The sequence below is a fragment of the Aeromonas australiensis genome, from assembly GCF_000819725.1.
GTDB lineage: Bacteria > Pseudomonadota > Gammaproteobacteria > Enterobacterales > Aeromonadaceae > Aeromonas > Aeromonas australiensis.
In genome coordinates this window covers 36,192-48,090 of record NZ_CDDH01000077.1, presented here as the reverse complement: position 1 = coordinate 48,090, position 11,899 = coordinate 36,192, and the positions used below count along the sequence as shown (strand labels likewise).

Sequence of the window (11,899 nt, the reverse complement as noted above, 5' to 3'; positions counted from 1 at the left end):
GGGGTTTGTCAGCAGTCTGACGCCTCCCATTGGGAGGCGTTTGACTATCTGATGCCTATCAAATCAGGCTCACTTTTTCAGCAGATGATCCAGCTTGTTGGCCTTGGTCGAGAGATAGAACTCATTGTGAGGATTGCGCCCTTCCTGCAGCGGTACCCGTTCGGCCACCGGAATGCCGAAGGATGTCATCGCCTTAACCTTACGCGGGTTGTTGGTCATCAGTTTGAGAGACTTGACCTCAAGCTGCTTGAGCATGTCGGCGCAGATGGTGTAATCGCGCATGTCGGCGGCGAAACCAAGGGCCACGTTGGCCTCTACGGTATCGGCACCCTGATCCTGCAGGTGATAGGCGCGGATCTTGTTGAGTAAGCCGATGCCACGGCCCTCTTGACGGACATACAGCAACACGCCGCGCCCTGCCTTGGCGATGTTCTCCAAAGCGGCCTGCAGCTGGAAGCCGCAGTCACAACGTAGGCTGAACAAGGCGTCACCGGTCAGGCACTCTGAGTGGATCCGGCCCAGCACGGGCTCTTCACCGGTAATATCACCCATCACCAGGGCGGCGTGATCCTTGCCTGTGCCGGTCTCCTGAAAACCTACCAGCGTGAAGGTGCCCCAGGGGGTTGGCAATTTGGATTTGGCCACGAGGGTAACGCTGCTCACTAGGTTGCTCCTTACTACTAACGGCTCAAAAAAGGGGGCTCAGTTTAGCGCGCCTTGTCAGGAACAACCATAAGAACAAGTCCTTGCATTGCTTAATGAAATGGCGATATGAGATCGCATCATTGTTACCTGCCGGGGTTTTGGCCCTTTGTGCGGATTGATGACTGCCAGGCTCACCACATTCGGGTATAATCGGCGCCCATTAACCCACCCCTTCGGGCTGGGAGTAACACAGTGCAGGAGAGAAGTTATGCCTCAGATGGCCCCCGTAATGACAATTGATGGCCCCAGTGGCGCAGGCAAAGGCACCTTGTGTCAGCTGCTTGCCGAGAAGCTGGGTTGGCACTTGCTGGACTCGGGCGCCATCTATCGGGTGTTGTCCTTGGCCGCGCTGCATCACGATGTTGCATTGGATAATGAAGCCTCACTGGTGCCATTGGCCGCCAACCTGGACGTGCAGTTCCAAGTTGAAGGCGACCAGGTCAAGGTGATCCTGGAAGGGGAGGATGTCTCCCGTACCATACGTTCCCAGGAAGTGAGCGATGCAGCCAGCAAGGTCGCCATTTTTCCCCGGGTGCGTGAAGCGCTGCTGCGCCGCCAGCGGGCATTTCGTCAGGCCCCGGGTCTGATCGCCGACGGTCGTGACATGGGCACCGTGGTTTTCCCCGAGGCCGAGGTGAAGATTTTCCTCGACGCCAGCGCTGAAGAACGGGCCCAGCGACGCTATAAGCAGTTGCAAGATAAGGGCTTTGATGTTAACTTTGAGCGTCTTTTAACCGAGATTCGGGAGCGTGACGACCGTGATAGAAATCGCGCAGTTGCTCCCCTGAAACCGGCTGAAGATGCTCTGGTGGTAGATTCTACCGCCATGACCATAGATGAAGTGCTGGCAACGGTACTTTCCTATGCAGAGCAACAACTTGGTGATGTCAGTACGAACTGATGTCAGTCGTCTGCACCATGGATGGCGCAGATAATTTAAAACAACCCCGCTTGTGCCGGATTGCAAGTGGATGTTTCATTTGTGACATAAACAATGATCGAATCTTTTGCTCAACTCTTTGAAGAGTCCCTGAACGCTGTTGAAACCCGTCAAGGTTCCATCGTCAAGGGCACTGTCGTTGCTATCGAGAACGGTTTTGTACTGGTTGACGCCGGTCTGAAATCCGAGTCCGCCATTCCGGCTGAAGAATTCAAAAACGCCATGGGCGAGCTGGAAATCAACGTAGGTGACTCCGTTGACGTAGCTCTGGACTCTATCGAAGATGGTTTCGGCGAAACCAAGCTGTCCCGCGAAAAAGCCAAGCGCCACGAAGCCTGGCTGCAGCTTGAGAAGGCTTACGAAGAGCAAGCTACCGTTATCGGTATCATCAACGGCAAGGTCAAGGGTGGTTTCACCGTTGAGCTGAACGGCATCCGTGCCTTCCTGCCGGGTTCTCTGGTTGACGTGCGTCCGATCCGTGACACCGCTCACCTGGAAAACAAAGAACTCGAGTTCAAAGTCATCAAGCTGGACCAGAAGCGCAACAACGTTGTTGTTTCCCGTCGTGCCGTGATCGAGACCGAGAACACCTCCGAGCGTGAAAGCCTGCTGGCTAACCTGCAAGAAGGTCAAGAAGTTAAGGGTATCGTCAAGAACCTGACCGACTACGGTGCATTCGTAGATCTGGGCGGTGTTGACGGCCTGCTGCACATCACTGACATGGCGTGGAAGCGCGTTAAGCATCCTTCCGAAATCGTCAACGTTGGCGACGAGATTGCTGTCAAGGTTCTGAAGTTTGACCGCGAGCGTACCCGTGTATCCCTGGGTCTGAAGCAGCTGGGCGAAGATCCCTGGGTTGCTATCGCCAAGCGTTACCCGGAGACCACCCGTCTGTCTGGCCGCGTGACCAACCTGACCGACTACGGCTGCTTCGTTGAAATCGAAGAAGGCGTTGAAGGCCTGGTACACGTCTCCGAGATGGATTGGACCAACAAGAACATCCACCCGTCCAAAGTTGTTAACGTTGGCGATGTGGTTGACGTGATGGTTCTGGATATCGACGAAGAGCGTCGTCGTATCTCCCTGGGTCTGAAGCAGTGCAAATCCAACCCGTGGCAGCTGTTTGCCGAAACTCACGCCAAAGGCGACCGTGTTTCCGGCAAGATCAAGTCCATCACTGACTTCGGTATCTTCATCGGTCTGGATGGCGGCATCGACGGTCTGGTTCACCTGTCTGACATCTCCTGGAACAACCAGGGTGAAGAAGCAGTGCGTGAATTCAAGAAAGGCGACGAGATCGAAGCCGTTGTTCTGCAAGTGGATCCGGAGCGTGAGCGCATCTCCCTGGGTGTCAAGCAGATCGAAGAAGACCCGTTCAACAAGTACCTGGCTGACAACAAGAAAGGTGCTATCGTGAAGGGTAAGGTTACCGAGGTTGATGCCAAAGGTGCCGTTATCGAACTGGCTGATGGCGTAGAAGGCTACCTGCGTGCCTCCGACGCTGCTCGTGACCGTGTAGAAGACGCCACTCTGGTGCTGTCTGTTGGTGACGAAGTAGAAGCTAAATTCATGGGCGTTGATCGTAAGAACCGCACCGTAAGCCTGTCTGTCCGTGCTAAGGACGAGGCTGATGAGCGTGTTGCTATCGATAGCCTGAACCAACAAGAAGAAGTTGTGTTCAGCAATGCTATGATGGAAGCGTTCAAAGCCGCCAAGGGTGAGTAATCCTTGATGCAAGAAAAGGGCGGCATTGCGCCGCCCTTTTTTATCCTGGCAAAATGAATATTGCATGTGATCGGGGAAGGAGATTTAACGTTATGACCAAATCAGATCTCATCGAACAACTGGCAGCCAGCCGCATGCATATGCCGGCCAAGGATGTCGAGGCCGCCATCAAGGAGATCCTTGAGCAGATGGCGTCGACCTTGCAAAACGGCGACCGGATTGAAATCCGCGGATTTGGCAGTTTTTCACTGCACTATCGTGCGCCCCGTGTGGGCCGCAACCCCAAGACGGGGGACAAGGTTGAACTGACCGGGAAATATGTCCCGCACTTCAAACCTGGCAAAGAGTTGCGCGAGCGCGTCAACATCGTTGAATAATGCAGAAATGGGCATACCTCGGGTATGCCTTTTTTGTTCTTGTCCCCGATTCGTGTGCCAATCGTCTTGTTTCTTAAACTCTTTTCCCATTCACTCTAGAGTCTGCCTGCGATTTTAAGGATAATCAGCCTCTCATTAGATACTGACAGGGAGCTCTTATGAAGCGTATTTTGGCCCTCATCCCGCTGGTGCTGGTGTTTATTCTGACCCTGGCGCTGGGCTCACAAAATGGTCAGCTGGTTCAGTTCAATTACCTGATTGCCCAGGGGGAGTTCTCACTTGCCATGTTGTTGGGCTGCTTTTTTGCTGGCGGTTTTTTGCTGGGCTGGCTGGTATTCGGCCTGCTGTTCCTGCGCCTGAAAATGCAAAACCGCACCCTCAACCGCACCATGCGCCGTCAATCCCGCGAGTTGGAGCTGGCCCGGTCACCGGGTAAGGAATAATGTTCCTCAATGCTTGAACTGCTTTTCCTGCTGTTGCCTATTGCCGCCGGTTATGGCTGGTACATGGGTCGCAGGAGTGTTCGCCAGGACACCCAAAAACAGAGTAACCAGTTTTCCCGCCAGTATGTGGCGGGCCTCAACTATTTGCTGTCCGATGAATCCGACAAGGCGGTGGATCTCTTTATCCAGCTGCTTGAGGTGGACAGTGAAACCATCGAAACCCACCTCTCCCTCGGCAACCTGTTTCGCCAACGCGGGGAGGTCGATCGTGCCATCAAGATCCACCAGAACCTGGTGACCCGCCAACTGACCCGGGAGCAGCGACAGCTTGCCCTGCAGGAGCTGGCGCGCGACTTTCTGGCTGCTGGTCTGCTCGACCGTGCTGAAGCGCTCTGGAATGAGTTGTGTGACGACAGCGACTATGAAGAGACGGCGCTGGCACAGCTGTTGATCATTCATCAACAACTGCGGGATTGGGATAAGGCCATCGATGTGGCGATGCGTCTGCAAAAATTCCAGGGCAAGAAGCTGGCCGACCCCATCTCCCATTTCTATTGCGAACAAGCCGAGATCGCGCTGCGTGAGGGCAATAAAGGGGAGGGGCTGGCCAAGCTCAAACGGGCGCTCAGTATCAATCCGGCATGTGCCCGGGCCAGTTTGCGCCTCGCTGAGCTTGCCATGGCGGAAGGGGAGTATGAGCAGGCCAGCAAGGAGCTGCTGCGGGTGTTCGAGCAGGATATCGACTTTGCCTCCGAGGCGATGCCCAAATTGCTCGAGTGCTATCAGCAGTTGGGGCGCACGCCTGCGTTGATCCCGCTGCTTGAGAAGGCGGTGGAGGATCACGCCGGTGTCAGCGTGACCCTGGCCCTTGCCAAGCTGGTTGAAGAGCGTGATGGCCTGAGCCAGGCCCGTTCGCTGGTGCTGCGTCAGCTGCGTCGTCATCCGTCGATGAAAGGTTTTTACCAGCTGGTGGGTTTTCAGCTGGCCAGTGCGGAGGAGGGGCCTGCCAAGGAGAGCCTCGAGCTGCTGCAACAACTGGTCGGCGAGCAGATCAAAATCAAGTCAACCCACAAGTGTCGGCAGTGCGGCTTTGCCACTCACTCGCTGTTCTGGCAGTGCCCGTCTTGTCGCCAGTGGGGTTCCATCAAGCCGATCCGTGGTCTGGACGGTGAATAACAATCAATAGGATGTGAGATGCAAGATCCCAAAGTACTGGTAGCGCTGGATTATCAGCACGAGGCAGATGCCTTAGCGTTCGTTGAACGTATCTCTCCGGCCCAGTGCCGTCTCAAGGTAGGCAAGGAGATGTTTACCCTGTTTGGCCCTCAGCTTGTACGCCAGCTGGTGGCCAGGGGATTCGATGTCTTTCTGGATCTGAAATTTCACGATATTCCCAATACTGTTGCCAAAGCCGTGGCAGCCAGTGCCGAGCTCGGTGTCTGGATGGTCAACGTGCATGCCAGTGGTGGTGAGCGGATGATGCGTGCCGCCAAAGAGGCGCTACTGCCTTATGGCGACAAGGCGCCCCTGCTTATCGGCGTGACCGTGCTGACCAGCATGGAGCAGTCCGACATGATCCCTCTTGGTCTGGATGTAAGCCCGGCCGAGCAGGTGATCCGGCTGGCTACCCTGACCAAAGCATCCGGTCTGGATGGGGTGGTCTGCTCTGCCAACGAGGCCCATGAGTTGAAAGCCTTGCTGGGCGCCGATTTCAAGCTGGTGACCCCGGGTATTCGCCCGACTGGTTCAGCGGCCGGGGATCAGCGCCGGGTGATGACACCCAAAGCGGCGGTCGAGGCGGGTTCCGATTATCTGGTTATCGGTCGCCCCATCACGCAGGCTGCCGATCCGGCCGCCATGCTGGCCAGCATCAATGCCGAGCTGGCTGGTGCGTAACAGGCTCACTCAGTGAGACGCGGTGCAGGCCGAGCAACAGGCCTGCACCGGCCCCGATAAGATGAGAGCCGATGTGTACCCTGGCATTGATCAGGGTGGCGATCGGGCTCTCTCCTGCGTTGTAGAAGTCCATCGCCAGCTTGAGCCCCATCCCTGCCAGCAGTAGCCAGCCCGATGTGCGTCGTCCGTGGCGGATATCCTGCATTGCCCCCCAGACAAACAGGCCATGCAGCGAGCCTGATAGCCCCATGTACCACTGGGTCTGCGGGCACCACCACCAGATCCCCAAGCCCACTGCCAGCCAGAGCAGCAACATCAGCAGCGGCAGGCGAGCCCCACCCAGATAGTCGCGAAACAGGCTATAGAGGATGGCGAGGCCGCCCAGATTGAGCAGCAGGTGCCACAGATTGGTATGAGCCAGATTGCCTGTTATGATCCGCCACCCTTCGCCCCCGGCGATCAAGGGCCGATCGAAGGAGAGCTGAAGATTGGGAACGGTAAAAAAGAGTAGCAAGCTGGTGAGAGAGAGCGTGATAACCCAGAGCAATCCAGATTTGTCTGACAACATGAAACAGTCCAACGACAAGAACAGTCGATACTGTACACGTTGCACCCGAGCCCTCAAAGCCTGCCTGTGCGATTATATTGTGCCGGTTGACAATCACACGCCCCTCTACATCTTGCAGCACCCCAACGAGATGGCACATCCCAAGGGGACTGCCGCTCTGCTGGCGGCCTCTTTGCAACAGTGCGAGATCCATGTGGGGGAGGACTTTGCCCGCGATGAGTGGCTCAATGGGTTGCTTACAGATCCTTCCCGTCGCTGCTATCTACTCTGGCCGGATGAGGATGCCATTTCGCTGACCGATCTTCGCCAACAGTGGGAGAGTGAATCCTCTGGCTCCGCATCCGTCGCCTTTATCTTGTTAGACGGCACCTGGCGCAAAGCCTATCGCATGTTGCAGAGTAACCCGGCACTGGCCCGTTTGCCCCGTATCGCCATTGGTGCCATTGCCGGTCAATATGCCATTCGCAAGAAACCCTTTCCCGATGCCCTCTCTACCATAGAGGCGGGCTATCACCTCTTGTCCCGGTGGGAGGGAAGGCCGGAGCGCTATGCGCCCTTGCTGACCCTGTTCAATCGGTTGAATACCCAGTGGCAGGACTTTGCCGAAGGCCGCCGCGCGTGACAATTCAAGGAGTTATCAAGATGAAAAAAGCAGTCGTGGTTTTCAGCGGCGGTCAGGACAGCACTACTTGTCTGGTGCAGGCATTGGCCCAGTATAATGAAGTGCACGCCATCACCTTCGACTATGGCCAACGCCATCGGGCAGAGATCGACACCGCGCGCCGCCTGGGCAGTGCACTGGGGATTGCCGCCCACAAAGTGATGGATGTGACGCTGCTCAATGAGCTGGCGGTCTCTGCCCTGACCCGTGACGACATTCCTGTCAGCTGCGAGCTGCAGGATAACGGGCTGCCCAACACCTTCGTGCCGGGCCGCAATATCCTGTTCCTGACCCTGGCCTCCATCTATGCCTATCAGGTGGGTGCCGAAGCGGTGATCACCGGTGTCTGCGAGACTGACTTCTCCGGCTATCCCGATTGCCGTGACGAGTTCGTCAAGGCCCTCAATCAGGCGGTGTCGCTGGGGCTGGATCGCGGCATCCGTTTTGACACTCCCTTGATGTGGCTCGACAAGGCCGAGACCTGGGCTCTGGCGGATCACTATGGTCACCTCGACACGGTGCGCCAGCAGACCCTGACCTGCTACAACGGCATTGCCGGTGACGGTTGCGGCACGTGTCCTGCGTGTGAACTGCGCAGTCGCGGCCTGAACAACTATCTGGCCGACAAGGCGGGCATCATGGCCAGACTGTTTGAGAAAACCGGGCTGGGCGAGAAAAGCGCAGAGTGAGCCTGCGTCTTGCCGTGGCTTGGGGTATAATCCGCGACTTTTGCAACAAGCCGTGATCGAGATGCACTACCCAATCAACGAGATTTTCCAGACCATCCAGGGGGAGGGCATCTTTACCGGCCTACCCGCCATCTTTGTTCGCCTGCAGGGTTGCCCGGTGGGCTGCCCCTGGTGCGATACCCGTCATACCTGGGTTGTTGATCCGGCTCGTGAAGTGGGTAAGGAGGCGGTGCTTGATCGTTCCAACGAATCCGATTGCTGGAGCCAACTCAGCACCGCGCAGATTATCAAGAGCTTTACCGACCTGGGTTATCAGGCGCGCCATGTGGTGATCACCGGTGGCGAGCCCTGCCTCTACGATCTGCACGAACTCTCGTCAGCGCTGCTGGCGGCGGGTTATCAGGTGCAGATTGAAACCAGTGGCACCAGCGAGATCAAGACCCATGAGCAGACCTGGGTGACCGTCTCCCCCAAAATTGGCATGAAAGGGGGGCTGCCTGTGCTGGTCTCGGCGCTGGAGCGGGCCAACGAGATCAAGCATCCGGTGGCGACTGAACACCATATTGAAGAGCTGGATGCGCTGCTCGCTACCGCAACTCTGCGCCCGGACGTAGTCATTGCCTTGCAGCCGATCAGCCAGAAGCCCAGGGCCACCCAATTGGCGATGGATACCTGTATCGCGCGTAACTGGCGACTCTCAATCCAGACTCATAAATATCTGGATATTGATTGATATGGATTGGCTATCCGACGAACAGGTGCTGCTGACCCTGACCAACAAGATGCCTTACGGCAGATATCAGGGGCTGCGTATCATCGATATTCCCGAGCCCTATCTGGTATGGATGGCGCGCAGCGGTTTTCCGGCGGGTAAATTGGGCCAGACACTGGCATTGGCTTACGAGATCAAACTCAATGGACTCGAGTCCATGATTATTCCCATTATTAACAGGATGTCGGTATGAGAATATATACGAGGCAGGGCGACAAGGGCATGACCCGGCTGGCCGATGGGATCCCATTGCCCAAGGATCATTTGCGAGTCGAGACCTACGGTTATATCGATGAGCTCAACTCCCATATCGGCTTGCTGATTTGTGACGTGCCGTCGCAAGAGATCGGCTTATTGGCTGATTTACAGCTGTTGCAACAGGAGTTGTTTGATCTGGGGGGGGAGTTGGCATTCTCCAGCGATGCCCAGAATGAATCGATTTGGCAGGTTAATGCCGCCTGGACCACTCGCCTTGAACAGCAGATAGATCGTTATAGCGAGCCATTGCCACCGCTGCGCCAATTTATATTGCCCGGTGGTTCCCGTGCCGCGGCGCAGGCGCATGTGGTGCGTACTCTGGTGCGTCATTGCGAGCGCTTGCTGCTGACATTGAGCCGGGAAGAGCGGGTCAATCCCGAGGTGCTGCCCTATCTGAACCGGATGAGTGACTGGTTCTTTACCGTTGCCCGCTATCTCATCTGCGTGGCAGGGGAGCGTGAAGTGCTGTGGGTCAAGGCCGCAGATCGCCAGCAAACGGCTAGCTAACAGTTCACCTTTGAGCGGCAGGGCAAGTCTCGCCTTGGCCTCTTATAGCAAAGTCCCCGGTACCGGCTGGGGATTTATTGACGTTATCTCTCATTGCATGAGCTGACCCTTTCATTATCCTTCCGGTGCTCACATTGCTCCACTCATGCCCCTCACTTAAGCTGCGTTCTCGGCTCAGGCTCTGACCTGGCTAGCCGCTGCACCTTGCAGACCCACTTCTTGCAGCTGCTCGCGCCGTACCTGCCCAAGGCGGTGGGGCTACCCGCTGAAAATAACCAAGGTTTCGGGACGCCTGGGATGCCAAGCCGTTGTATCGGCGCGCACGGCAACAAGCTCTATGCCCATGCTCGACAGAGTCAAACCACAGGCAACCGCATCGAGTGGTTGAGGATACATAGCTGGGGAATGCTGCCAGTGGCTGCTGAGTCAGCAAAACTGGTTGTGGCTGTGGTCGAAGCTGGCGAAAAAGGCGCGGCCTGATCAGCTCCTCAATGTGGCATAACCATATAAACGCCTGGAGATACTTGGGGTCTGAATGGGGTCAAGCGCTCGGGACGGTCTTGATAAGGGTGTGGAGGGAGGGCTGAGTAGATGACAGACCCTCCTTGAAGGCGATGAACTGATCCTGTCTCTTGAGCGTAGCGCATTGTGCTCAAGAGACAGGCTGCAGGTTCCTACTTAAGGAGCCGGATAGACGTAAGGGGCTTGCAACCCGAGCGGGAAGCCGAGCGCCCAGTAGAGCAGCAGGAAGATAGTCCAGCTCACCAGGAAGGCCAGTGAATAGGGCAGCATCATGGAGACCAGGGTACCGATCCCGGTGCTCTTCACATACTGCTGGCAATAGACCACCACCAGCGGGAAGAAGACCATCAGCGGGGTGATGATGTTGGAAGCGGAATCCCCGACCCGATAGGCTGCCTGGGTCAGCTCGGGGGAGATCCCCACCGCCATCAGCATGGGCACCAGGATCGGGCTGATCAGCGCCCACTTGGCTGACGCTGAACCCACCACCAGATTGACGGTAGCGGTGAGCAGGATCATCCCGACGATGGTCACTTCACCGGGCAGCGCCAGCGCATGGAGCACTTCGGCGCCAGAGAGGGCCAGCAGGGTACCCAGGTTGGAGTCCCCAAACGCCTTGATAAACAGTGCGCAGAAGAAGGCCATCACCATGTAGGAGCCCATCTTGTTCATGGTGGCTGACATGGCATCGATCACATCCTTGCCACTCTTGAAGCTACCCGCAACAAAGCCGTAGACGATACCCGGCAGGATAAAGAGCAGGAAGATGAGCGGCACGATGGACTTCATCACGGGGGCAGCGAAGGTGGTCAGAGAGCCATCGGCAGCACGCAGCGGGGAATCGCTCGGAGAGAGCGCCAGCGCCAGCAGCACGATAGCCGCCAGCATGGCAAACCCGGCCCAGTTGAAGGCCCGGCTCTCTTGTGCGCTGTAGCGCCCCATCTCGTCGGCACTCTCCAGATCCTCGTTGAGCGCCACATGCTTCAGACGCGGCTCCACCACCTTTTCGGTGATGAACCAGCCGACGCAGATGATCAGCAGCGAAGAGGCACCGGTAAAGATGATGTTGCACAGGGTGTTGACCATGTAGTCAGGGTCGAGCAACTGAGCGGCGGACTGGGTAAAGCCCTGCAGCAGCGCATCCCCGCCGGAGGGCAGGAAGTTGGCAGCAAAACCGCCGGAGACACCGGCAAATGCAGCGGCGATCCCCGCCAGCGGATGGCGTCCGGCTGCGTGGAAGATGATGCCACCGATGGGGATCACCAGCACATAACCCGCATCTGCAGCGGTATGGCTGACGATCGCCACCAGGATCAACATAGGAGTGAGAAAACGGGCAGGCGTCACTTTCAGCAACTTTTTCAGACCGGTATTGATAAAACCGGACTGCTCGGCCACCCCGACCCCGAGCATGGCCACCAGCACGATCCCCAGCGGGGCAAAGCCGGTGAAGGTGGTCACCATGGTGGAGAGAAACTCGGCCAGACCGGCACCGGTCAGCAGGTTATTGACCACGACGGCCTCTCCAGTACGAGGATTGACCAGATCAAACTGGAATTGTGACAACACCCAGGAGCCGACCCAGACGATCAGCAAGGCATAGAGGAACAGCATGGCGGGGTCGGGTAATTTGTTCCCGGCTTTCTCGACGCCATTGAGGAAACGGTTCAGCCAACCCTTGGGAGGGCTGGCCGGACTGTTCGTTACAGCAGAATGACTCATTATTGCGATACTCCTTTCCCTAGAAATGAGGCCGCATACTAGCAATCACGGCACGACCATCCAATGACGAGCCGCAAAAAGAAGATTAATTTTGATGAATAGTGCGAAATAAAA

Annotated in this window: 15 protein-coding genes; 12 read left to right on the top strand and 3 right to left on the bottom strand. The window is 56.8% G+C overall.

The annotated features are described in order from the left end of the window. Positions 1-69: 69 nt before the first annotated feature. On the bottom strand, positions 70-663 hold the full coding sequence (ribA, locus tag BN1117_RS14460; RefSeq protein WP_040098473.1) for a GTP cyclohydrolase II: 594 nt from the start codon (positions 661-663) through the stop codon (positions 70-72). Positions 664-913: 250 nt separating this feature from the next. Here ribA and cmk point away from each other — a divergent pair, with 250 nt between their 5' ends. From cmk to pyrF, 6 genes are all read left to right on the top strand, one after another. Next, positions 914-1,606, top strand: a complete 693-nt coding sequence (cmk, locus tag BN1117_RS14455) for a (d)CMP kinase (protein ID WP_040098471.1) — start codon at positions 914-916, stop codon at positions 1,604-1,606. Between the two features lie 93 nt (positions 1,607-1,699). After that, positions 1,700-3,370 carry a 30S ribosomal protein S1 gene (gene rpsA, locus BN1117_RS14450; RefSeq protein ID WP_040098469.1) on the top strand — a complete coding sequence of 557 codons (1,671 nt, stop codon included), beginning with the start codon at positions 1,700-1,702 and terminating at the stop codon, positions 3,368-3,370. Positions 3,371-3,462: 92 nt separating this feature from the next. Then, positions 3,463-3,747 carry an integration host factor subunit beta gene (ihfB, locus tag BN1117_RS14445; RefSeq protein WP_005337145.1) on the top strand — a complete coding sequence of 95 codons (285 nt, stop codon included), beginning with the start codon at positions 3,463-3,465 and terminating at the stop codon, positions 3,745-3,747. Between the two features lie 158 nt (positions 3,748-3,905). Further along, a complete protein-coding gene (locus BN1117_RS14440) occupies positions 3,906-4,190 on the top strand; it encodes a LapA family protein (RefSeq protein ID WP_040098467.1) in 285 nt (94 codons plus the stop codon). A gap of 9 nt (positions 4,191-4,199) precedes the next feature. Next, positions 4,200-5,366: a lipopolysaccharide assembly protein LapB gene (gene lapB / locus BN1117_RS14435; RefSeq protein ID WP_040098465.1), complete on the top strand. Its 1,167-nt coding sequence runs from the start codon at positions 4,200-4,202 to the stop codon at positions 5,364-5,366. Positions 5,367-5,384: 18 nt separating this feature from the next. Then, the gene (gene pyrF / locus BN1117_RS14430) at positions 5,385-6,086 is read left to right on the top strand and encodes an orotidine-5'-phosphate decarboxylase (protein WP_040098463.1); all 702 of its coding nucleotides are present in this window, start codon (positions 5,385-5,387) and stop codon (positions 6,084-6,086) included. On the opposite strand, the gene rrtA is transcribed toward pyrF, so the two are convergent. Continuing rightward, positions 6,061-6,654: a rhombosortase gene (gene rrtA, locus BN1117_RS14425; protein ID WP_167334827.1), complete on the bottom strand. Its 594-nt coding sequence runs from the start codon at positions 6,652-6,654 to the stop codon at positions 6,061-6,063. The two genes, pyrF and rrtA, sit on opposite strands and share 26 nt — an antisense overlap. Here rrtA and BN1117_RS14420 point away from each other — a divergent pair. From BN1117_RS14420 to BN1117_RS14395, 6 genes are all read left to right on the top strand, one after another. Continuing rightward, positions 6,653-7,276, top strand: coding sequence for a tRNA-uridine aminocarboxypropyltransferase (locus BN1117_RS14420; protein WP_040098461.1), 624 nt, complete (start codon positions 6,653-6,655; stop codon positions 7,274-7,276). The genes rrtA and BN1117_RS14420 overlap by 2 nt on opposite strands. Positions 7,277-7,296: 20 nt before the next feature. Continuing rightward, positions 7,297-8,004, top strand: a complete 708-nt coding sequence (gene queC, locus BN1117_RS14415) for a 7-cyano-7-deazaguanine synthase QueC (RefSeq protein ID WP_040098460.1) — start codon at positions 7,297-7,299, stop codon at positions 8,002-8,004. Between the two features lie 61 nt (positions 8,005-8,065). Further along, the gene (gene queE, locus BN1117_RS14410; RefSeq protein ID WP_040098458.1) at positions 8,066-8,737 is read left to right on the top strand and encodes a 7-carboxy-7-deazaguanine synthase QueE; all 672 of its coding nucleotides are present in this window, start codon (positions 8,066-8,068) and stop codon (positions 8,735-8,737) included. A gap of 1 nt (position 8,738) precedes the next feature. Further along, a complete protein-coding gene (locus tag BN1117_RS14405) occupies positions 8,739-8,969 on the top strand; it encodes a DUF3820 family protein (protein ID WP_040098456.1) in 231 nt (76 codons plus the stop codon). Then, complete coding sequence (locus BN1117_RS14400) at positions 8,966-9,541, top strand: cob(I)yrinic acid a,c-diamide adenosyltransferase (protein ID WP_040098454.1); 576 nt, start codon at positions 8,966-8,968, stop codon at positions 9,539-9,541. Before BN1117_RS14405 ends, BN1117_RS14400 begins: the two co-directional genes overlap by 4 nt. 219 nt (positions 9,542-9,760) lie before the next feature. Next, on the top strand, positions 9,761-10,021 hold the full coding sequence (locus tag BN1117_RS14395; RefSeq protein ID WP_156130000.1) for a hypothetical protein: 261 nt from the start codon (positions 9,761-9,763) through the stop codon (positions 10,019-10,021). A 198-nt stretch (positions 10,022-10,219) separates the two neighbouring features. On the opposite strand, the gene BN1117_RS14390 is transcribed toward BN1117_RS14395, so the two are convergent. Then, on the bottom strand, positions 10,220-11,785 hold the full coding sequence (locus BN1117_RS14390; protein ID WP_040098451.1) for an AbgT family transporter: 1,566 nt from the start codon (positions 11,783-11,785) through the stop codon (positions 10,220-10,222). Positions 11,786-11,899: the final 114 nt, after the last annotated feature.